The 22,040-nt window shown below is 51.5% G+C and carries 21 protein-coding genes; 13 read left to right on the top strand and 8 right to left on the bottom strand.

Features of this window, described 5'->3' with window-relative positions; translation table 11 throughout:
* Nucleotides 1-8 precede the first annotated feature (8 nt).
* From TPRIMZ1_RS19225 to TPRIMZ1_RS0114735, 4 genes are all read right to left on the bottom strand, one after another.
* Nucleotides 9-1,493: a sugar ABC transporter ATP-binding protein gene (locus tag TPRIMZ1_RS19225; protein WP_038079019.1), complete on the bottom strand. Its 1,485-nt coding sequence runs from the start codon at nt 1,491-1,493 to the stop codon at nt 9-11.
* Nucleotides 1,494-1,582: 89 nt separating this feature from the next.
* Nucleotides 1,583-2,563, bottom strand: a complete 981-nt coding sequence (locus TPRIMZ1_RS0114750; RefSeq protein ID WP_010261830.1) for a sugar ABC transporter substrate-binding protein — start codon at nt 2,561-2,563, stop codon at nt 1,583-1,585.
* An 80-nt stretch (nt 2,564-2,643) separates the two neighbouring features.
* Nucleotides 2,644-3,891, bottom strand: a complete 1,248-nt coding sequence (locus TPRIMZ1_RS0114745) for a hypothetical protein (RefSeq protein WP_010261828.1) — start codon at nt 3,889-3,891, stop codon at nt 2,644-2,646.
* A 278-nt stretch (nt 3,892-4,169) separates the two neighbouring features.
* A complete protein-coding gene (locus tag TPRIMZ1_RS0114735; protein WP_010261827.1) occupies nt 4,170-5,393 on the bottom strand; it encodes an ROK family transcriptional regulator in 1,224 nt (407 codons plus the stop codon).
* 201 nt (nt 5,394-5,594) lie between these two features.
* Here TPRIMZ1_RS0114735 and TPRIMZ1_RS0114730 point away from each other — a divergent pair, with 201 nt between their 5' ends.
* From TPRIMZ1_RS0114730 to rpe, 4 genes are read left to right on the top strand one after another with little or no spacing between them, the layout of a single operon-like run.
* On the top strand, nt 5,595-6,491 hold the full coding sequence (locus tag TPRIMZ1_RS0114730) for a sugar phosphate isomerase/epimerase family protein (RefSeq protein WP_010261825.1): 897 nt from the start codon (nt 5,595-5,597) through the stop codon (nt 6,489-6,491).
* A gap of 3 nt (nt 6,492-6,494) precedes the next feature.
* Complete coding sequence (locus TPRIMZ1_RS0114725) at nt 6,495-7,547, top strand: galactitol-1-phosphate 5-dehydrogenase (RefSeq protein ID WP_100217102.1); 1,053 nt, start codon at nt 6,495-6,497, stop codon at nt 7,545-7,547.
* Between the two features lies 1 nt (nt 7,548).
* Nucleotides 7,549-8,592 carry a zinc-dependent dehydrogenase gene (locus TPRIMZ1_RS0114720; RefSeq protein ID WP_010261821.1) on the top strand — a complete coding sequence of 348 codons (1,044 nt, stop codon included), beginning with the start codon at nt 7,549-7,551 and terminating at the stop codon, nt 8,590-8,592.
* Between the two features lie 5 nt (nt 8,593-8,597).
* On the top strand, nt 8,598-9,287 hold the full coding sequence (gene rpe / locus TPRIMZ1_RS0114715; protein WP_010261819.1) for a ribulose-phosphate 3-epimerase: 690 nt from the start codon (nt 8,598-8,600) through the stop codon (nt 9,285-9,287).
* Between the two features lie 19 nt (nt 9,288-9,306).
* Here rpe and TPRIMZ1_RS0114710 read toward each other — a convergent pair whose 3' ends face one another.
* The 3 genes from TPRIMZ1_RS0114710 to argC all read right to left on the bottom strand — a co-directional run bounded on the left by TPRIMZ1_RS0114710 (nt 9,307) and on the right by argC (nt 12,633).
* Complete coding sequence (locus TPRIMZ1_RS0114710; protein WP_010261817.1) at nt 9,307-10,503, bottom strand: aspartate aminotransferase family protein; 1,197 nt, start codon at nt 10,501-10,503, stop codon at nt 9,307-9,309.
* A gap of 36 nt (nt 10,504-10,539) precedes the next feature.
* A complete protein-coding gene (gene argB / locus TPRIMZ1_RS0114705) occupies nt 10,540-11,418 on the bottom strand; it encodes an acetylglutamate kinase (protein WP_010261815.1) in 879 nt (292 codons plus the stop codon).
* An 81-nt stretch (nt 11,419-11,499) separates the two neighbouring features.
* A complete protein-coding gene (gene argC, locus TPRIMZ1_RS0114700; RefSeq protein WP_010261813.1) occupies nt 11,500-12,633 on the bottom strand; it encodes an N-acetyl-gamma-glutamyl-phosphate reductase in 1,134 nt (377 codons plus the stop codon).
* A 248-nt stretch (nt 12,634-12,881) separates the two neighbouring features.
* Between argC and TPRIMZ1_RS0114695 the strand changes: the two genes are divergently transcribed.
* The 5 genes from TPRIMZ1_RS0114695 to TPRIMZ1_RS0114675 all read left to right on the top strand — a co-directional run bounded on the left by TPRIMZ1_RS0114695 (nt 12,882) and on the right by TPRIMZ1_RS0114675 (nt 17,353).
* Nucleotides 12,882-13,262, top strand: coding sequence for a hypothetical protein (locus TPRIMZ1_RS0114695; RefSeq protein ID WP_010261812.1), 381 nt, complete (start codon nt 12,882-12,884; stop codon nt 13,260-13,262).
* 51 nt (nt 13,263-13,313) lie between these two features.
* Nucleotides 13,314-13,703 carry a tetratricopeptide repeat protein gene (locus TPRIMZ1_RS0114690; RefSeq protein WP_010261810.1) on the top strand — a complete coding sequence of 130 codons (390 nt, stop codon included), beginning with the start codon at nt 13,314-13,316 and terminating at the stop codon, nt 13,701-13,703.
* Nucleotides 13,704-13,749: 46 nt separating this feature from the next.
* The gene (locus TPRIMZ1_RS0114685) at nt 13,750-15,330 is read left to right on the top strand and encodes a sigma-54-dependent Fis family transcriptional regulator (RefSeq protein WP_010261808.1); all 1,581 of its coding nucleotides are present in this window, start codon (nt 13,750-13,752) and stop codon (nt 15,328-15,330) included.
* A 305-nt stretch (nt 15,331-15,635) separates the two neighbouring features.
* Complete coding sequence (locus TPRIMZ1_RS0114680; protein ID WP_010261806.1) at nt 15,636-16,997, top strand: ammonium transporter; 1,362 nt, start codon at nt 15,636-15,638, stop codon at nt 16,995-16,997.
* 14 nt (nt 16,998-17,011) lie between these two features.
* Nucleotides 17,012-17,353: a P-II family nitrogen regulator gene (locus TPRIMZ1_RS0114675; RefSeq protein ID WP_010261804.1), complete on the top strand. Its 342-nt coding sequence runs from the start codon at nt 17,012-17,014 to the stop codon at nt 17,351-17,353.
* Between the two features lie 114 nt (nt 17,354-17,467).
* On the opposite strand, the gene TPRIMZ1_RS0114670 is transcribed toward TPRIMZ1_RS0114675, so the two are convergent.
* On the bottom strand, nt 17,468-18,709 hold the full coding sequence (locus TPRIMZ1_RS0114670; RefSeq protein WP_010261800.1) for an ATP-binding protein: 1,242 nt from the start codon (nt 18,707-18,709) through the stop codon (nt 17,468-17,470).
* A gap of 182 nt (nt 18,710-18,891) precedes the next feature.
* Between TPRIMZ1_RS0114670 and TPRIMZ1_RS0114665 the strand changes: the two genes are divergently transcribed.
* The 4 genes from TPRIMZ1_RS0114665 to TPRIMZ1_RS0114650 all read left to right on the top strand — a co-directional run bounded on the left by TPRIMZ1_RS0114665 (nt 18,892) and on the right by TPRIMZ1_RS0114650 (nt 22,034).
* Entirely contained in the window at nt 18,892-19,512 is a 621-nt protein-coding gene (locus TPRIMZ1_RS0114665) for a response regulator transcription factor (protein WP_010261796.1), read from the top strand.
* 166 nt (nt 19,513-19,678) lie between these two features.
* On the top strand, nt 19,679-20,134 hold the full coding sequence (locus TPRIMZ1_RS0114660; protein WP_051004328.1) for a hypothetical protein: 456 nt from the start codon (nt 19,679-19,681) through the stop codon (nt 20,132-20,134).
* Complete coding sequence (locus tag TPRIMZ1_RS0114655) at nt 20,131-21,336, top strand: hypothetical protein (RefSeq protein WP_010261790.1); 1,206 nt, start codon at nt 20,131-20,133, stop codon at nt 21,334-21,336. The genes TPRIMZ1_RS0114660 and TPRIMZ1_RS0114655 overlap by 4 nt, the downstream gene beginning before the upstream one ends.
* A gap of 29 nt (nt 21,337-21,365) precedes the next feature.
* A complete protein-coding gene (locus TPRIMZ1_RS0114650; protein ID WP_010261786.1) occupies nt 21,366-22,034 on the top strand; it encodes a FecR family protein in 669 nt (222 codons plus the stop codon).
* The last annotated feature ends 6 nt before the right edge of the window (nt 22,035-22,040 follow it).

Raw genomic sequence — 22,040 nt, 5'->3', positions numbered from 1 at the left:
CCCTTCTCCTAACCTATCGCCGCTTTGAGTACCCGCTCCGCCGTTATATCCTCTTTTTCAAAGGAAGCGTTTATCTTTCCCTGACGCATAACCAGTACCCGATCGCTCAGGGCAATTATCTCATTCAATTCCGAAGAAATCAGAATTACCGACTTCCCCTGCTGTACAAGCCGGTTCATGAGGAGATAAATTTCGTATTTCGCTCCGACATCAATGCCCCGGGTCGGCTCGTCCATGATGAGAATGTCCACATCGGAGAAGAGCCATTTCGCTATGACCACCTTCTGCTGATTGCCGCCGGAAAGGAACTTGACCCGCTGGGTAACCGACGGCGTTTTAATCTGCAGGGAAGCGCGGAACGATTCCGCATGGCTCCGTTCTTTCCTGTTTGTTAAAGTGCCGAATTTTGATTTTACCTTTAAGAAATTCGTCAGCGAAATATTATAGGTGATGGGCATTTCGAGAAGGAGCCCGTGCAGTTTCCGGTCTTCCGGCATGAGCGCAATACCGCAGGATTTGGCATCATAGGGAGAATCGATATTCTGAACCTTACCGTGTATTTCAATGGTCCCGGTTTCTTTTTTATCGGCGCCGAATATGGCGCGGGCAACTTCAGTTCTTCCCGCTCCTACAAGGCCCGCAATACCCAGAATTTCACCCTTACGCAGATCGAAACTGATATCCCTGACCATTTTTCCCCGGTTCAGATTCTTCACCGACATGACCACTTCACCGATAGCGCTTTCCCGTTTGGGGAACTCCTGATCCATTTTGCGGCCAACCATCTTCTCGATGATCTGTTCCCGGGACAATTCTGATACGGGCTTTGTGTCAATGACCTTACCATCCCGCAAAACAGTAACCTTGTCGCAAATTTTAAAGACCTCTTCCAAGCGATGGGAAATATATATTACGGTTATCCCGTCTTTTTTCAAATTACGGATTATGCTGAACAATTTTTCAAGCTCATTGTCGGTGAGCACCGAGGACGGTTCGTCCATGATGATAATTTTTGAATCAAAGGAAAGAGCTTTGGCAATTTCGATCATCTGCATCTGGGCAACCGTCAAATTGCTGACGATTTCCGTTGGGTCCAGCTGATAATTCAGTTTGTCAAGCAGTTCCTTGGCCTTTTGATTCAATGTTTTCCAGTCCACCGCCTTTTTGCCAAAACCAAGGCGGCCGATAAAAATATTTTCCGCGACGCTTAACATTGATACCAGATTAAATTCCTGGAATATGATCGAAATCCCCTCTTTCTGTGCGTGGAGGGGATCCCCCAGTTCGACACCCCGGCCATTTATCAGTATGTCCCCTAAATCGGCAAAATAAACCCCGTTTAATATTTTCATCAGGGTCGATTTTCCTGCGCCGTTTTCACCAACGAGGGCATGGACATCCCCGGTCTCCACGCTGAAGCTCACATCGTCCAAAGCAACTACGCCGGGGAACTTTTTGGTGATGTGCTTCATCTCAAGAATAAAATCAGCCAAACCGCTACCTCGCAGATGATAATTGGAAAGGGCCGCGCTCATACGCCGTACAAGCGCGGCCCTTCCGGTACAATGCTACCGTACTGATACTAATTCACATTAAACCCATGATCAATGCTGTCGGCATTTTCCTTGGATACGGGGAGAGCTTCGGTCCGATAGTACGCATCTACCTTCTCACCCTTGATAACCTTTACAGCCAGCTCAAGGCCGGTGACGCCTTCGTAGGACGGTGACTGGGTGCAGGTGCCCTGGAGTTCACCGGACTTGAGATATGCCCGGGATTCGTCGCCCATGAATCCAATACCGTACACCTTGATCTGATCCATCTTGCCCGCCGCCTTTACCGCTTCAATCGCGCCAAAAGCCATACTGTCATCCTGGGCAAAGATAATCTTAAGATCCGGGATGCGGGTAATAAGATCGTCGGCGGCGCTCATCGCCTTTGCACGATCCCAATCGGCAATAACTTCCTGAACCACTTCAACCTTTGACCCGGCAAGCCCTTTCTTGAAGCCCGCAGTTCGCTTTTGCTGCGCTTCGGTACCGGCAAAGCCTTCAATGGTAACCGCTTTCCCGCCCTGGGGGAAATGGGACGCCACGAGTTTCCCGATAACTTCGCCTTCGTATTCAAGATCGCAGCTTACCTGGGTGGCGAGGAGGTTCTCCACGGAAGGATCCGGCCGGGAATTAACGCCGATAACCGGAATGCCCGCCGCATGGATCGCCTTGACAATGGTAATGGAACCGGCCATGTCGGCGGGGACGAACATAATTGCATCAACTTTCTGATCGATAAAGGACTGCGCCTGGCTCAGCATCGTTGCGCTGTCGGCCTTACCGTCAACAAGGATCAGTTCAACACCCAGTTCTTTTGCCCTTTTCACCGCCGCCGCGTCCAGCGGGGCCTGATACGGCGTAGTCAAAAAGGCGTTGATAAACCCAATCCGTATTGTACCATCGGACTTTTTCTGCTGCCCGCCACCTGCAAATACCGCTTGAGACGCCAAAGTCATAAACACCATTGCAAAAGCAAGGGTTACTGCGGAAATTCTGCTTCTCCTCTTCATACTCATCCTCCATGGAATAATATAGTAATCATGCATTAAAAATGCTCTGATTTCCCACTCAATTTGGTATTACCGCACCGTTACACGGTATACCTCTTTATCAAGCCGGCCGCTTCCGGATTTTCAGGACCAAAATGTTTGAGCATCACAATATTCTCATAGTCACTGTTGTTGGTAATAACAACGCCCTTACGCGCCGCGGCATCGGTAACAAACATTTCATCGGAAGTTAATTCTCCGAACCGGATCATATTGGGGGTCTCGATCTTTACTTTGTTCAAGGTTCCGTAACCCTGCATCATGATAAGCCCATAAGCCGCAGCATCGGTGATGGTCACGGTTCTGCCGGGGAATACGGTCAGTTCCTTGGCGCTGAAATGACTGCTGCCGTAGACAACCCATTTTTCCGAATAACCCTTTTCGGCCATAAGCTTTTCATCCGCCGCCGGTTTTGGCAGAAGAAAGTGGTTTTCCTTGAAATTGGGATCCACGTTCAGTTTCCAGTCGAGGATGCTGAACAGGTAATCGTAGTCATAGTGTTTATCCTTGGGGATATCCTTGGTAAGGGTATCACGGGCATTATGGCGGCCTTCCACTTGGGACTGGAAGAAAATTGATACGTCGCTGGCCCGCTGGGGTTCATAGGTCAGGAGGGATCCCGGGGCGTGGAGTATGCCCGGAGGTACATCCCAACCGGTACCGACCTCAAGGCGGTACGCCCTGGCGAGATCCAGAATATTATTATCCCCCCGTTCAGCCCAGGCCTTAAGGCAACGGATCACATCGTCCTTGGTTACCCCGGGGTTAAGCCCAAAATAGGTATGGGGAAAATTATTGTTCACATTGTTTTGTTGGGGCGGGAAAAAATAGGCTTCCGGCTTGCCCAGCATATTAACATTCTTGGCGTGTTCGTCCATGAGATGTACATGGTGAGCGATGGGCCCCATATTATCAAAAAACTTAGAAAAAATCATCCAGCGGCCGTATTTGTTCATTGGTTCTGCGCCGATGATCACATCCCCCATGATATCGACAATTTCTTTAAAGAGGATCTGCTGGGGGCCGCTTGCGGTATTTACCACCACAAAACTCAAGCCTTCATTCTCTATGGTATATTCGGCGTTATCCGCCGGAGTGGTAGAGGCAAACCATCGTTCGTCAATGCCGCCTTTGGCGCCGCCCAGGGCGTAATAATCCCGGGGATCCAACTTGAGCCGCCGGCCGGGCTGCATAAAGTTCCGGGCCACCCAGCAAGGGGCAAAACGAAGAATGCCGTCATTCTTCTGAAGTTCAGTCTGTATCATCTGTTTCTTTTCATTGCTTGTCATTGATTAAGCTCCTTGTATCAAATTAATAAGGGGGATATATGTTATACCATATAAGATATTATCCCCTACAAACCCGCAGCTATCGGTTATAATGGTCTGTTTTTTAGGTAAAATCAATAATTTTCCCCTTTTTAGTTAAACCGTATAACATATTAAGATGATAAACGGGGAATTCTGATTTGTCAACAAAAATCTTTGCTTTTGTTTTTGTTTTTTTATGATTTTTGGGAATTGATTTATACGATTGAATAGGATCTTCGAAATAGGTAAAACGTACCTTAAATCATCAACGCCCGCTCGGCCCAGAGGGTGTTCATCAGTACCCGGCAGGCGCCGTGGGCGGTACCGTATTCCCCTTTGGCGCCCATGGAGAGCATGAGGTTGCGGCTGGGACAGGGCATTATGTGTTCCTCCACACTGGCTTTGATCCGCTCAAAGAAATAGGGGCCGTTTCGCATAAGGCCGCCGCAAATCACCACCCTATCGGGATCCAGTATATTAACTGCCATGGAAATCGCTATGCCGATATAATTTGCTGCGGTGTTAATAATCTTAAGGGACAGGCTGTCCCCCGCATTTGCGGCTTCAAAGACCATTTGAGCGTCAATTTTTGCGGCCCTGCCCCCGCAGAGTTCCACGATCTTTGAACGGCCATGGTGGGTAATAATAGTCTGCGCTTGCCGGGCTATAGCTTCGCCGGAGGCTACTGCCTCCAAACATCCGATATTTCCGCATTTACAAAGGGGGCCATCCCGATCCACCACACAATGTCCTAATTCTCCGCTGATTCCGCTGGTCCCGCTATAGAGGTTTTCCCCGGAAATGATGGCGGCGCCTATTCCATACCCCAGGTTTACACAAAAAGTGGTATTCCCATCATCCTTACCTTTTACAAAGCTTTCATTTACCGCCAACGCATGGGTTGAGTTTTTTACCAGCACCGGATAGGGCAAGCCCTCCTGCAACCAGTCCTGGAGGGGTATATTCTGCCAGCCAAAGTCAGGCGCGAGGAGCACCTTCCCGGTTCCGCTCTCAATAAGCCCCGGCATGGCAATACCTACTCCCATGATCCGTTCTTTGTCCGTATTCAGCTGCCCAATGAATTCCAGCAGAAGCTTTTTAACATGCCCGATAAATTGTTCCTCCGGAAAGGGATCTTCCGTAGGCTCCTTCATGCAGGCAATTTCTTCACCCACCGCATTATTCACCACAAAACGGATGGTACTACGTCCTATATCGGCGCCTATATAGAAAAACCGCTCCGGTTCCATTTCCAGGATATCCGGCGGTTTTCCTACGCCGAATTCACCCTTGCCTATGGATCGCACCACTTTTTTTTCTGATAAATCATCCACAATGGCCATAACCGTGGGAAGGCTAAGGCCCATCCGTTTCGCAATGGCAGCCCGGTTAATCGGTCCCTCCCGTATCAGGCAGCGGAGCACATTGTATTTATTGGTTTGAGCAATTTGCTGCTGATCCAGCTTTTTATCGTATGCCATGTTGTGATGAGCCTAGCAATAAAAATGAAAAATGTGCAAGTGGCTGCTGCATTTAAACCAATTGATAGAATTGTAACAAAAACAAAGGCAAAATCAAGATTTTTATTGACAAATACAATCCCCCCGTTTATTATCTCAATAAGTTATGGGGTATAACTAAATATGTAACATATTATTTACCGCTATCCCAAGGGTTTGGTTATGAGCTATCGTTTAGGTATCAATTTAGGGTTTGCAATCAATAAATATCCGGAACCGGAAGTCTGGACCAGAGTGGTACGGAAGGATCTGGGGCTCCGGTATGTACAGTTGGTGGCGGACATCATCAATCCTTTTTGGCCAAAGGATTATATAGAAAGTCAAATCAAACGCATAGGTATTGCGATTAAAGAATACGATATCGTTGTGGAGAGTCTTTTTACCAGCGCTTTCACCCGGGTTAATCACTTGATGAGTCCCGATCCGGAGGCACGGCAATTTTGGCTGGACTGGTTCAAGCGATTTCTGGATATTGGGCAACGCTTTGGCGCCAAAAACGCCGGTTCTCATTTTGGTATTATGACCTTCGATACCTACGATAATGGGGATAAACAAAAATATATCCTGGATGAAGCGGTCAAGGGTTGGCAGGAACTGAGTTTCTACGCCAAAGAACAGGGCTATGAGTGCCTTATCTTCGAACCCATGAGCGTTCCCCGGGAAATGGCTAATACCATTGAAGAAACCAAGGAACTCCTGGCCCGGGTTAATGCCCATTCCGGGGCGCCTCTTAAGGTATGTCTTGATGTGGGCCACGCTCCCCACCCTGACCAGCGGGACCCCTATCCGTGGATTGAACAACTCGCGCCGGTGTCCCCGATCATTCATTTGCAGCAGACGGTACTGCACAAATCGAATCACGCGCCGTTTACAGAAGAAGCCAACAAAACCGGCATTATTACCCGGGAACGGGTAATGGATACCGTAAAGAAAAGCGGCGCAACCGATGTGCTTTTTGCGTTCGAGATTTCACACCGGGAACATTGGGATACGGAATTCCGTATTATTCGGGATTTAAAAGAAAGCGTGGACTATTTCCGTCCGCTTATTACGGAATAAAAAATGCAATCAATGATGGCTTGTAATTTGCATGGTATCGGTGATTTACGGTACGAACAAGTTCCGGTACCTACCAGGAAACCGGATGAAGTTTTATTAAAAGTGCGGGCTGCGGGAATCTGCGGTTCCGATATTCCCCGGGTATTTGAAAAGGGCACCTATCACTTTCCGACCATCCCCGGCCATGAATTTGCCGGAGAAATTGTGGAAGCCTCGGCGGAAGATCAACATCTGATAGGCAAAAAAGCGGCGGTTTTCCCCCTTATTCCCTGCAACAAATGTGAGGCCTGCCAAATCGGCGAATACCCCCAATGTCAGGATTATGATTACTATGGTTCCCGCCGGGATGGCGCCTTTGCAGAATATATTGCGGTAAAAAAATGGAACCTGGTGTTTATTCCCGAAACGGTTCCCTTTGAACATGCCGCCATGTGTGAGCCCTGCGCCGTGGCCATCCATGCCCTGAGCCAAGCAGGGATTGGCTTAGGGGACACGGTGGCGATCTTCGGCGCCGGAACCATTGGTCTTTTGGCAGCCCAGATTGCCGCAGGATGGGGGGCCGCTCAGGTAGCGCTTATCGATGTGGACAAGAAAAAACTGGATTTTGCCCGGGAATTGGGTTTTATCCATACGGTGGACAGTAAAACTACCGATCCCGGTGAATATATAAAGGGCATCACCCAGGGGAAAGGGGCGGATGTGGCGCTTGAAGCCGCCGGAGTTTCCGCTACCCTGGAAGGATGTTTAAAAACCGCCAAAACCTTTGGCAAGGTGGTCCTTATGGGCAACCCTGCAAAGAACATGGACATTCCCCAGAAGGCCTATTGGGAAATACTGAGGAAACAGCTTACCCTGCGGGGAACCTGGAACTCCAGTTACAATGAGACCCATAATGATTGGAAACTGGCCATTCAATGTATGAATAAGGGGATACTGCGCTTAGAAAAACTGATAACCCATCGGTTCAGTTTTGCCGATTGTGGTACGGCCTTTGATATTGCCCGGAAACGCGAAGAATTTTATGTAAAGATTATGTTTACCAATAAAGAGGATTAAAATGAAAGCAGCGGTCTATCTGGATAAGGATAAAATTGAAGTACGGGAAGTTCCCACACCCACCGTTGATGCGGATAGTGTTTTAGTAAAGGTGCAATCCTGTGCGGTGTGCGGGTCGGATATACGTATCTTTCATCATGGGAATTCCCGGGTTAAACCCCCGCAAATCCTTGGGCATGAAGCGTCCGGAGAGATCGTTGAGCTGGGCGCCAATGTTACTAAATTTAAGAAGGGTGACCGGGTGGCAATCGGTGCGGACGTTCCCTGTGGTGAATGTGTTTTTTGTGAAGCGGGGATTGGCAATAACTGCCAGATTAACTATGCCATGGGCTATCAGTTCGCCGGCAGCTTTGCGGAATATGTGTTATTAAATAAAACGGTGGTTAATTACGGCCCGGTACATAAAATACCGGATGCCATGAGCTATGACGAAGCTGCCCTGGCGGAACCCCTGGCCTGTGTTCTTAATGCAGTAGAACTAACCAATATCCGCCTGGGGGACACGGTGGTCATCATCGGCGCAGGACCCATCGGCTGTATGATCATTCCCATTGCCTATATGTCCGGCGCCACAAAGGTAATTGTGGTACAGCGTTCCCGGCCGCGGCTGGAGGGGGCCAAAAAATTCGGCGCCGATGTGTACATCTGTTCCTCAGAAGAAAATGCTATACAAAGGGTATTGGAAGAAACCGGCGGGCTTGGCGCCGATGTTATCTTTACGGCAAATCCCTCACCCCAATCCCATGTTGACGCCCTGAAAATGGCCAAGAACCGGGCGCGGGTAAATTTTTTTGGCGGATTACCGGCGGGCAGTACGGTCACCCTGGACACCAACATTATTCACTATAAGGAACTTTTTGTACTCGGCGCCCATGGTTCCCTGCCCCGGCATCACCAGCAGGCCATTGAACTTATCGCCGCAGGCAGGCCGGATATTAAGCCCTACATCTCCCATCGCTTCAACCTGGACAAGATACAGGAGGCCTTCGAAGTTGCCGAAGGACACCAGGGCATGCGGGTAGTGGTGAAACCCTGGGGGAAATAAAAAACATGTTAGCCCCAAAACTTTCCCCTTCCATGATGTGCGCTGATCTCTTTTATCTGCGGGATACCATTGATATTTTTGAAACTAACCATATCCCCTATTTGCACATTGATGTTATGGACGGATCCTTTGTGCCAAACCTGATGCTGGGTACCGATATGACCCGGCAGATCCGTAGGGGTTCCTCCATTCCCCTGGACATACACCTGATGATCGAAAATCCCGGGGAAAAGCTGGAATGGTTCCTGCCGCAGGGGGGAGAATATGTTTCCGTACATGTGGAGACCACCAGGCATCTCCAGCGTGTACTGCATAAAATCCGCACCCTGGGGGCAAAACCCATGGTCGCCCTGAATCCGGCAACCCCGCTGATGACAATTGAGGATGTCCTTCCCGATGTTGACGCGGTCCTCTTGATGACCGTTAACCCCGGGTTCGCCGGTCAAAAACTAATCCCCCAAACCCTGGACAAGATTAAGCGTCTGCGGACCCTGCTGGATGACCGGGGTTTTGCGGAGGTGGAAATTGAGGTTGACGGCAACGTGACCTTAGAAAATGCCCTCAAGATGCGCTCCGCAGGGGCAAACATTTTTGTAGCGGGCACTTCACTCCTGTTCCGGCCCGGAACTTCCGGCGAAGTTTCCTGCGGCGAAATCGAGAATCATATCAAACAGTTTAACGAATCTGTACAGTAATTCTACAAAATCCCGTCGGCTACAATAAATCTCTCAATATTCCCAGCCCCTGTTCAATCTCAGCATCGCTGATGATATACGGCGGCAGGAAACGCAGGGTCTTGGGCCCGGCGCTGAGGATCAGGAGCCCCGGTGTTTTCGCGTCCGCCCGGGCTATGGCTTTTTCCAGAATCGGCCAGGCGTCATCGGTGATATCCACACCAATCATGAGGCCCCGGCCACGGATCTCCTTCACCTTAGGGTGATTCCAGGCCCGGATATCCGCCCTGATCTTCTCGCCTTTCCGGGTAATTTCTTTGAGGAAAGCCGGGTTGTTTACGGTTTCCAGCACCACCAATCCTGCGGCTGCGGCCAGAGGATTGCCGCCAAAGGTGCTGCCGTGGTCGCTGTTCCCGAGGGTATCCGCAGCCTTTTCCCCCGCCAGGACGGCGCCCACGGGAAGACCGGCGGAAAGGCCCTTGGCCAGGGTGACCACGTCGGGTTTGACCCCTAAACCATGCTCGTCATGGTAGGCTTCACAGGCCAGGAAGGTTCCGGTCCTGCCCACCCCGCACTGGACCTCGTCAAACATGAGCAGTATGTCCCGTTCGGCGCAAAGTTTTGCCGCGGCGGCGATATACTCCGGCGTTTGGGGCACGATACCGCTTTCCCCCTGGATGGCCTCGATGAGAAGCCCCGCCACCGTATTTCTGTCAAGGGCCCTGTCCAGGGCGTCTATGTCCCCGCCGGGTGCATAGAGAAAGCCCTCGGTAAAGGGGCCGAAGTCCTGATGAAACTTATCCTGCCCGGTTGCCGCCAGGGTGGTGATGGTCCTGCCGTGGAAACTCCCCCTAAGGGTTACAATCTGATGCCGCCCTTCTCCGTATTTTTTTAAGGAATATTTCCGGGCTATTTTACAGGCCCCTTCGTTGGCCTCAGCCCCGGAGTTCCCCAGGAACAGCTTCTGCATCCCCGCCCCGGAACAGGCTGCCACCAGCTTTTCTGCGAAGGCGGCGCTTACATCGCTTTGGTAATAGTTACACACGTGGTTGAGCTTCGCCGCCTGATCCGCAATGGCCTTTACCAAGGCCGGGTATCCGTGGCCCAAACAGTTCACGGCAATCCCGGCGGTAAAATCCAGGTACCGCTTCCCCGTAATATCCGTAAGCCAGGCGCCATCACCCTTAGCAAAGGTAACCGGCAGCCGGTGGTAGGTATTCATAAACACATCGCTCATAGCATCCCCCTTATCGTAATGGTACTAGCACTAATACTACGCTTCAATCATCGTCCCAATGCCCTCGTCGGTGAACAGCTCGATGAGCAGCGCATGGGGAAGACGCCCGTCGATGATATGGGCCTTCTTTACCCCGCCGTCCAGGGCGAGGCTGCAGCATTCAGTCTTGGGGATCATCCCCTTGCTTACCACACCCTGTTTTTTCAGATTCTCAAGCTCCGAACGGGGCAGCTGTTTTATCAGGGAGTCCGGGTCCTGAACATTCCGGAGTATGCCCTGTACGTCGGTTATCAGGATGAGCTTCTCCGCCTTAATAGCCACGGCAATTTGGGCGGCCGCGGTATCCGCATTAACGTTGAGGATATGCCCCTCAGCGTCGCCGGTACCCAGGGCTACGGAGGAAACCACCGGGATAGCGCCGCTTTCCAGCACGGTCTCCAGAACCGAGGCGTTCACGGTTTCAATTTCCCCCACAAACCCCAGATCTTCCCCGGCGGATTTGAGGAACCTTCCCAGAAGAAGCCCCCCGTCTATACCGCAAAGGCCCAGCGCCTTGCCGCCGGCCTGCTGGATCAGCGCGGTGATATCCTTGTTCACCTTACCGCAGAGGACCATCTGGACAATTTCCATGGTCTCCTCATCGGTATAGCGCAGCCCCTGAACGAAGCGGCTCTCCTTGCCCAGGCTGTTAAGCATGGACTCAATTTCCGGGCCGCCCCCATGGACCAGCACTGTCCGTATCCCCACGCAGCTCATGAGGATCAGGTCCTGGATCACCGCAGCTTTCAGCTCGGCGTTGATCATGGCGTTCCCGCCGTACTTTACCACCACGGTCTTGCCCTGGTAGGCCTGTATATAGGGCAACGCATGGACCAGCACCTCCGCCCTATCGTTGTTATTAAGTACTTCCTTCATTGTCTTTTCCTCTTTATGAAGACCCGTAGTCTCCGTTTATCTTGACATAATCCTAAGTCAGATCACAAGCCCGGACAGGTCCTAGAATAAAGCCGGTATAGTCTTTAGCCCGTCGGTTTCGTCAAAGCCGAAAATGATATTCATATTCTGAACCGCCTGTCCCGCGGCGCCCTTAACCATATTGTCGATGGCGGAAACCGCCAGGAGGGTAGTACCGGCCTGATCCAGGTGGATCGATATGTCGCAAAAGTTGGACTGCCGGACCCGGCCGCTTGCGGCGATGACCCCCGCCGGAAGGACCCGGACAAAGGGTTCGTCCTTGTAAAAATCTTCGTATACCCGGCGGATCTCCCCAGCCTTTTCCTCAATCTCCTTTGTAGGCGGCCGAGGGGCGCCGGCCGTTTTTCCCTTGGGCCGCCAGGCCTCCGCCAGGGGAATGTAGATGGTACTGAGTATACCCCGATTCATGGGCGCCAAATGGGGAGTAAAGATCACCGCCGGCCCTTGCTGCACAGGCGCGGACGTAGCTGCCCTGGCTGTCATGGCTTGGAAGTTCCGGGCAATTTCCGGGGTGTGCCGGTGGGCGCCCACCTTGTAGGGGGCTAAGGAATCCGCGCATTCGGGGTAGTGGAAGGAACGGCTTGGTTCCCGGCCGCCGCCCGTAACCCCGGAAGCGGAATCTACGATAATAGTTCCCGGCCCCGCCATACCCTTCGCCAGGGCGGGGAAGGCCCCCAGGGAAGCTCCGGTGGGATAACAGCCGGGGTTACCAATGATAAGCTTTTTCGAAGAAGCCAGTTCCTTAATACGGGAACGGTTCAACTCCGGGAGCCCGTAGACGGAATAGTTTCGTAATTCCTTATATACAAATGATTTACCATACCAGGCGGCGAAGGTTTCCTCGTCATCGTCAAAACGAAAATCCGCAGAAAGGTCGATGAAGGGGATACTCTTTTCAATACAGGTCTTAGCAAAGGGCTCCCCCACCCCGTGAGGCAGGGCCGCAAAAACCACCTGGGACCGGGAAATCACCTCCTCCGGTTTTACCAGGGTAGATTCGATTTTCCCCAAAAAATTGGGATAAATATGTTCAATCCGGTCACCCTCATAGCTTACCGAAGCCAAGGCGAACCCGGTCACCCCGGGATGCCCCGCAAGCAGCCGAACCAATTCGGCGCCCGCATATCCGGTGGCGCCGATAATGCCAACGATCAAAGCGAACCTCCTCATCGGGATAAAGAATAATATCCCGTTCAAAAAATACCGATAAATTTCTTATAAGAATACAGGGGGGGGAACTTAAAAGCGAGGCCCCGCCATTACGCGGGGACGGTATCGATGCTTTTTCATATGTATAAATTTGCATAAATCTTTATTTTAGTCAATATATATACATATTGACTAAAACCGGGATATTTCAGAGTATTTGCTCAGTTAAGAAAGAATTAAAAGGTGGTAAGCGTATGATCCGGATTGCGGACGTGGAGGAACAGGAAGAGGAGAAACATCAATCGATTGACCCGGCGGATGACTATCCGACGGAAGAGCAGGATTTTCATGCCGGAAAAATTTACTGCGCCAATTGTATCCATTGTAAACTGGTCCCGGAAAAATCCACCGGCGATGACCGGTACGTACTCCGGATCCGTTGCGCCGCCGGAAAGTGGAAAAAGAAGCTCGGTGAGGAAAAGCTCTATAAGTATTGCACCATAACCCGGCGTTATCTTGATAATTGCGACACCTACGAGGAAATGGGCGATACCCGGACCTATATCCGGGAACTGAAAAAGAGCCTCCCCGAAAAGGACGAATTGTACGTCCTCTTTCAAGGCACTGAAGAGTAAAAAGTGACTCGTGACCTTGTTTTTACCCGTATCCCGTAGTATAAAAAAGGTATGCGTTTCCTCAAATTAACTGTCCTTCTTACCTCTGTTGTCGTGTTAGCTTCAAGCTGCTCCTCCGGGCCGGTGAATATCCCGGATACTGCCACCCCGGCGGAAATAGTGCAGCGGGCTCAGGAAGCTTCGGACCGGAACCGGTATAATCAGGCCCTGGGATACTATGAAACTATACTGGAGCGGTTTCCCTCAAGCAACGACTATGCCTGTGCTGCAGAGTACGAGATTGCCTTTATCCATTACAAGCAAAAAAAATATGAACTCTCGGAATCCGAATTCAGGGAGCTCCTGGCCCGGTACGATGCCCCCGATGCGGAACTGCTTCCCCCGCAATACAAAATTCTGTCCAATATTGTTATCACCAAGATCGATGAACGGAAAAAATAGTAAAATAGCGCTAGCAAATCCTACATATTCGTAGTATCATCTTTTTATGCAATCCGAAATCGTTTCTGAACGGGATGAGTTGGAACTTCTGTTCGATATAGCCCGAACCTTTGACAAACACGTTGAACTCAGGACAGCTTTAGGTCCCCTGCTCAGCCTCTTGGAAGTCCGGGCGGGATTGACCTGGGGGATGGTTACGCTTCTGGATCGGGCCACGGGGCTCCTCAAGGTTGAGGAAGCCTACGGTTTAAGCGCCGAAGAAAAAAAACGGGGCATCTACCGCCTGGGAGAAGGCCTGGTGGGCCGGGTCTTTGAATCGGGGATCTCCATCACCGTCCCGGATCTTTCCAAGGAAACCCACTTCCTCAACCGGGCTAAAAACCGGGCTAAGGCAGACATGGTGGGGCTTACCTATTATTGCGTACCCATACGGTCCGGAGGCGCCGTGATCGGTACCCTCAGCGCGGAACGGCGGATCCTGCATGAGGATGTGGAAGCCAGGATAGCCGGGGATCGGGCTTTTCTGGAGAAGGTTTCTTCTATAATAGCGGATTCCGCCAAACTCCGTGAGCGGATTACCGAAGAACAGTTCCGGCTCCACCAGAACGGCGGCATGGCCGTGGATGAGCGGATCAACCGGGACCAGAGCGGCGGCCGGATCATATCGGGAAGCGAGATCATCGGAACCAGTAACGCCATGCGGACCGTCCACGAGATGCTTTCCCGGGTGGCCCCCAGTGACGCCACGGTGCTCATCACCGGCGAAAGCGGTACCGGCAAGGAACTTATCGCCGCAGAAATCCACCGGCTCTCCAAACGGGTGGGGGCGCCCCTGATTAAGGTCAACTGCGCCGCTATCCCGGAAAGCCTTATTGAAAGCGAGCTCTTCGGCCATGAACGGGGGGCCTTTACCGGGGCAGACAAGCAGCGCAAAGGCCGTTTTGAGCTAGCCCATTCGGGAACCCTGTTTTTGGACGAAATCGGAGAACTTTCCCCCCAGGTTCAGGTAAAGCTCCTGCGGGTGCTCCAGGAGCGGGAGCTTGAACGGGTGGGCGGAACCTCTACCATTAAGGTCGATGTCCGGCTCATCACCGCCACCAACCGGAACCTGGAAGAGGAGGTCAAGTCCGGTCGTTTCCGGGATGATCTCTACTACCGGCTCAACGTATTCCCCATCCAGATCCCCCCCCTGCGGGAACGGAAAAGCGACATCGTCCTCCTGGCGGATTACTTTTCCGAAAAGTACGCCGCCAAGAACGGCAAGCTCATCAAGCGCATATCTACCCCCGCCATCGACCTCCTTACCAGCTATTCCTGGCCCGGCAATGTCCGGGAGTTAGAAAACGCCATCGAGCGTGCGGTGATCCTCTCCAAGGACCAGGTGATCCACTCCTACGACCTCCCCCCCAGTCTGCAGTCTGCGGCCTCCACCAATACCGAGCCCACCACCACCCTGGAAGCGGCCCTTTCCCGCATGGAAAAAGAGCTTATCGTAGAGGCCCTGAAGATCGCCGACGGTAATATGGCCTCCGCCGCCCGCCGCCTTGGCATTACCGAACGGCAAATGGGCCTTCGGGTCCATCACTACGGTATCAACTGGCGCCTCTACAGAACAACAAAAATGTAGGAACAGTTAAAAAAGGTACAAAAACGTAGAAAGCCATAATAATGAGAAAATCAGGATCACAGGGAAGAAGAAAAACACAGAGGGGAGGAAAAGAATAATGTATCCCCGATCCCCCCTCGCTTCCTCCGTGCTCTCTGTGTTTCCTCCGTGTCTCTGTGTTTTCTTCGTGTCCCCCGTGTTTCCTCCACATCTCTGTGTTTAAATCCTAGCTAAACTGCGAATTACGTGTCGTTCTTCTCCCTTTCCCCCTACTTGGCATGGTCCTTGCTACACATATACTAACAACGTATTAGGAGGACAAAAAGGTGCGAAAAAAGTTGTTTGTTTTGTTGATACTAACCCTGTGCATGGGGGGCGTTTCCCTCTTTGCCGAGGAAAGTATCGAATCCCTGGGATTTTCGCTTGATGTGATCTGGCTGTTCCTGGGTGCAATCCTGGTCTTTATCATGCAGGCGGGATTTGCCCTGGTAGAGACCGGTCTTACCCAGGCAAAAAATGCCACCAACATCACCATGAAAAATGTGATGGACTTTTGCTTAGGCGCAATCGTGTATTGGGCCATAGGGTGGGCGTTCATGTACGGCCAGGATAAGGGCGGATTTATCGGTACCTCGGAGTTTTTCCATAGTCCTATGGGACTGGACTTTGATTCCGGCGGCTTCTACAAATCGTGGTTCTTCCAGGTAGTTTTTGCTGCCACTGCGGCGACCATTGTTTCAGGCGCCATGGCGGAACGGACCAAGTTTAAGTCATACCTGATTTATACCTGTTTTATTTCGGCGTTTATTTACCCCATTTCCGGTCACTGGATATGGAGCGGCGATGGCTGGCTTGCACAGCTTGGTTTCCACGACTTCGCCGGTTCCACGGTGGTCCACTCTGTGGGCGGCTGGGCGGCTCTGATGGGCGCTGCGGTCCTGGGCCCCCGTATCGGGAAATATACCAAAGGGGCGGACGGAAAAGTTTCGGTTAAAGCGTTTCCGGGACATAATATCCCCTATGCGGCCCTCGGTGTGCTTCTTCTGTTCTTCGGTTGGTTCGGCTTCAACGGCGCTTCAACCGGTATAGCAACCGTGGGGGATGGCGGAATCTGGAGCGGCCTTAATATTGCCCGTGTCTGCGTTACTACACTTCTTGCGGCTTCCGCAGGGGCTGTCGGGGCGCTGTTTTTCTCCTGGATTTGGTTCAAGAAACCCGATTGTTCCATGACACTGAACGGACTTCTGGCAGGTCTTGTGGGTATTACCGCCCCCTGCGCCGTGGTAAGTCCCGGCGCATCCGTTGCCATCGGCCTTATCGCCGGTGTGCTCGTCGTTCTCTCGGTCGAGTTTATCGATAAGGTTCTTAAGATCGATGACCCGGTCGGCGCCGCATCGGTACACCTGGTCTGCGGTATCTTTGGTACCCTGGCGGTCGGTATCTGGGGTCAGGTGGACGGCGTCGCGGTTGGCGTCCTCCATGGCGGTGGATTCACCCAGCTTGGCATCCAGGCCCTTGGCATCGTGTCCGTAGGCGCATGGGCAGCCGTCACCAGTCTTATCCTCTTCCTCCTGATTAAGGCGACCGTAGGACTGCGGGTCAGTGTCAAAGAAGAAGCGATAGGACTCGATCGCAGCGAACACAAGTCGGAAGCTTACGCAGGCTTCCAGATTTTCAGTAACATGTAAGGAGGAGGCAAAGAATGAAACTGATTATTGCATATATACAGCCCCATGTGCTGAACGAAGTTAAGCAGGAATTGTACAAGGCCGAGGTCTACAAGATTTCCGTAACCAACGCCATGGGCTGCGGTCAGCAGAAAGGTTACACCGAGCAGTATCGCGGTGTTGAGATTGAAGTAAACCTTTTAAAGAAGGTACGCATTGAAATTGCGGTGAACGATAACTTTGTAAAGCCCACGGTGGACGCCATAATCCGCGGCGCCCGCAGCGGGGAAATCGGGGATGGAAAAATCTTCATCCTCCCCGTGGAAGAGTGCATCCGTATCCGGACCGGCGAAACCGGTTCTGCAGCGATAGGCTAAAGGATTATAAAAAGGAAGGTGTCCCGTGGCAAATAGCACCGGGCGGATGTAAAAAAACGATAAGGACGGTATGGCGTATCCGCTGTACCGTCTTTTTTTGTTTACAATAGAAATCTATTTCTTCGTCAACCATTCAAGCACATTGATATGCCGGATACCGGCAAAATTGCTGCTATCATAATCCCGGCTTAATATAAATTTTGGGTAATTGTCCTGTATCTGCTGCAACGGCCCCAATTCCCTCTCCAGAACCTTCTTGTCCATCAAAGTCTGTGTCACCTGATAATACTCTACCTTCCCGCCGGGCTTCCGGGCGACAAAATCAATCTCAGTATCACCTATCTTACCAAACTCCACATCGTAGCCCCGGCGAAGCAGTTCCAGGTACACCACGTTTTCGAGTACATGGCCGGCGTCGTTTATTGCAGTACCGCCCAAAAGGAAGTACCGAAGGCCCGCATCCACCGCGTAGTATTTAGCATTACTGCGAAGCCGGTTCTTACCTCTCAAATAGCTCGGATTAACCTTGTAAAACACATAACCGTCAAGCAGACTTTCAAGGTACCTTTCAATGGTCAACGCATGGATCTTACTATCCGTTGGTTTACCCTTCATATCATTGTTAATGGTGGTTCCCATATTATTGATAGAAGTCTCGCTCCCAATAGTACTGAACATAAAAGCGATAACCCGCTCCAGTTTAGAGAACTCCTGAATCCCCTGCCGGGACAGGACATCCTTAACTATGATGGTGTTATACACACTGTCCATATAGGTATGCCATGCCCGCTCATCATAAGCAGCGGTATTCGTATAAAACTCTATTGTTTGGGGAAACGAACCTCGGGTCACATAGTCGTTGTATTTCTTATCCAGCTCTGTCCGATCATTCTCAGGGAACGATGAGAGGTATTCCTTAAAAGAAAATGGCAGCATCTTAATTTCGATGGTCCGACCGCCAAGAACATTTTTTATATCCTTGGATAACATGGAAGCATTGGAACCGGTTACATAAACGTCAATATTCTTCTTGAGCCGCAGACTGTTTACCGCCCTGGGAAAATCGCTTACCATCTGAATTTCGTCAAGCAAAACGTAGGTCTTTTTGCCCTTTGCCGCATGGCCTTCCACATACCGGTGAAGCGCTTTCCAGTCCAGTAAAGTATCGTTTGCCGCCATCTCAAGATTGATGTCCAGAATCTGGCTATCCTTAACACCATTGTTCCTCAAATAATCCTGGAATAGCATGAGTAATGTTGACTTACCGCAGCGCCTGACCCCGGTAATAATTTTTATAAGGTCGTCCTTGTCTTTCCACCTGAGCAGATCCGCCAGGTATTCCGGTCTGTTTATCATAATCTATAATTATATGAAGAAAATATCAATTTGTCAATAATTTTCTATAATTAAGTGAAGATTATCGATGGATCCGTAAAACTTCCGTTTGTCGTCGTGCAGATCCGCCCATTACCATCCCTTGTTTCTTTTTCAAAGACCGTTGTATAGTCGGTTTAACTTGCTGATTCGGGGTTAAAAGGATGGGTAAAGATAAAATCAAGGTTTTATTGATCGAAGATCATCCGCTGACACGGCGGGGTTTGGCCTCCTGCCTGACCGATACGGGGCGTTGTTCCATTGCCGGGGAGGCGGGTTCCCTGGAGGCGGCGCAGCGGGTTATGGAGCTTCATTTTCCGGTGGATGTGGTAATTCTGGATATTTCCCTGGGAGAGGAGAACGGGCTTGATTTTATTGGGTACCTGAAAAAATACTGCGACCTGCGGAAAGCCAAAATACCCGCAGTGTTGGTATGTTCAGTGTATGAGGATCCCTTCCGCATCAGGTCGGCCATCGGCAACGGGGCCATGGGGTATGTGCCGAAATCGGCAGGCGAAACGGAACTTTTGCAGGCCATTGATACGGTGATGCGGGGGGAGCTGTTTATTGATCCCCGGCTGGAAATTAAAATCAACGCACAGCCCGATGTGTACGCTAAATTTACCCGGCGGGAACGGGAGACCCTGGCCCTGGTAAAACAGCATTATGATAATCACCAGATTGCAAAGGCCCTTTCGTTACGTTTACATACCGTGGAAAACCATATCAGCCATATTTACTTTAAGACAGGGCTTACGAAGCGGGAAGAATTAGCAAAGCTCTAGGTTCCGGGATACAATAATAGTGTGATTTTACAAACCGGGAGTTTACTCCCGGTTTTTTAATAATCGGGAGTAAACTCCCGCAAACGACACTATTTGTGTATTATTTTTTAAATTTTATAATTCAATTTCAATGACATTTCAAACCATTCAGAATATAGTATATGATATGGCATTCATTTTTATCCTTCTATTTTTACTGTTCCCCGGGTTTGCCCATGCCCAGACCGCTTCCATTATGGACGGGGTACTGGAAAGCCCTGAGCTAAACCGCCGCCAAGCCGCTTATTTTGTGTTGACCGCTTCCGAAGGGGCGCGTACCCCCCATACGTTTTCCAATGACATGGACACGGCCTTTAGTTTTGCTGTTGCGCAGCGCTGGCTGCCCGAACCCGGGGACAGCCCGGTCAATTTGGGGGAACTTTCCTATCTTATTATGCAAGCCTTTGAGCTCAAGGGCGGATTTCTCTACAGGACCTTCCCGGGGCCGCACTACGCCTACCGGGAATTGGCGTACCGTCGGCTTATCCCCCCGCCCGGCGACCCCGCAAGGGGAGTAACGGGGGAACGATTTTTGCAGATCCTGGGGAATGTGCTTAGCCTGGTTGGGGACAGAGAACTATGAAATTAAAAACAGGTTTTCTCCTTTTGCTGCTCCTTGCCGCCGGGTTTACCGCCTTTGGAGCGGATTTTGGGCTCGTGCTCGGCATAACGCCGGAATACGGTACTATCAATGATGATGCGGGTGATTTCGTTTTTACCGGGACCATGACCCCATGGATTTCCGGCGTTTTACAGGAAGGGCTTTCGTATTATGCTTCCGGGCGTTTAACTGCGGAGTATGAGGACGGAGAGATGGATCCTCTCCTCTTTGAAGTGGAACGGACAGAACTTACCTGGCGGCCTCTTTCCCGGGCCTATGTAAGTTTCGGGCGGCAGCCTGTTAAAGATTCTGCGGAAATGATCGTATCAGGGCTCTTTGATGGTGTGAACGGCGCTTTTTTATTTGATAAGGCGCGGCTTTCCCTGGGGGTCTATTATACCGGGCTTTTGTACAAGGAAAGCGCAGCGATACTGCTGACCAAACAGGACTATGACAATTACCATAAATCCCTGGACTATGGAGATGGGGACAGTTATTCAGCATCCCGGCGTTTTTTGTTCGCTGTTACCGGGGAGTTTCCCGATTTGACCAGCCGGACTTTTTTGGCCCTGAACGGCCTTGCCCAATTTGACCTCAACGGGCAGGACTCTCTTCACAGCCAATACCTTTTGGGTCATTACTTTTTTACGCCCATTGAACCCCTCACCCTGAACCTTGCCGCCTCAGTGGAATTTATTGAAGAGCAGGACCTACAGCTGGGCTTCGCCGTTTCAGGCGGCGCGGATTGGGAACCCCCGAGCGCTTTGCAGGACATGCTTTCTGCGCGGATCCGCTGGTCCAGCGGGGCAACCAGTGACTTCCTTGGGGCTTTTCTGCCCCTGAACGGCATCAGTCAGGGTGAAATATTTACTCCCCGGATTTCCGCCCTCATGAGCCTAAACGGCTCCTATACCGTCCGGCTGCACAGCGAAGTATCCGCTGCTGCGGGGGCGGCCTATTTTATCAGAACCGACCGGGAAACCTATTTCAATGCCGATCTGGACCCTGGCTCAAGCTCCCCCTTTTTGGGCGCCGAGCTGTACGCTTCTGCGGCATGGGCGCCTGAATCGGCTATCCGGCTTACCCTTGAGGGCGGGGCCTTTTTTCCGGGCCTGGGAGGCGCGTTTTACCAGGACACCCCGGTGCAATGGAAAATTTCGACGGGAATAACGTTGTCATTGTAATTTGCCGCTATTGAAAAAAGGAGACAGAGATGAAAAAGATCGCAGTAATTCTGCTGTTTGTATGCGGGACTTTATCCGCCCAGAATACCGGGGAAGAGCGGGCGTTTATCCGGGAATTCAGCGGGACTGTGGAGCTACGGGCGCCGGGGGCGGCGGGATGGACTGCCGCCATTGTGGGGCAGCGTATAGAGACGGCAACGGCAATATCCACGGGGTTTAATAGCACGGCATTGATCAGCCTGGGAAATTCCCTGCTCACGGTCCGGCCCCTGACCCGGCTGACCCTGCAGGAAATACAGGAGCTTGCGGGCAATGAGCAGGTGGGGCTGTACCTGCAAACCGGGAGGGTCAGGGCGGATGTTTCGCCCCCCGCAGGGGGAAGGACAGACTTTACGGTACGGAGCCCTACGGTAACCGCTTCGGTACGGGGGACCAGTTTTGAATTTGACGGCCTTAGCCTGCGGGTTACCGAAGGGCGGGTCCATGTAAGAAGAAACGAAGGGATCGCCGTATATGTGGGCGCCGGCCATAAAGTGACCATGGATACCGAAACCGGGAAAATCGCAAACCCGGCGGAAAGAGCGCGGGAAGTCCTGGCCCTGCCCGCCCAGGCAGGCAAGGAGAGCGTCCCGGATGCGCCGGCCATTCCGGCTGCGGCGGCGGCAGGGGATTTTGCCGTGGGAACAGATTGGAATTAGGAATCG

It is taken from the genome of Treponema primitia ZAS-1, assembly GCF_000297095.1.
Lineage (GTDB): Bacteria > Spirochaetota > Spirochaetia > Treponematales > Breznakiellaceae > Termitinema > Termitinema primitia_A.
The sequence above is the reverse complement of the archived record's forward strand: the minus strand, read 5'-3'. Positions and strand labels throughout refer to the sequence as shown.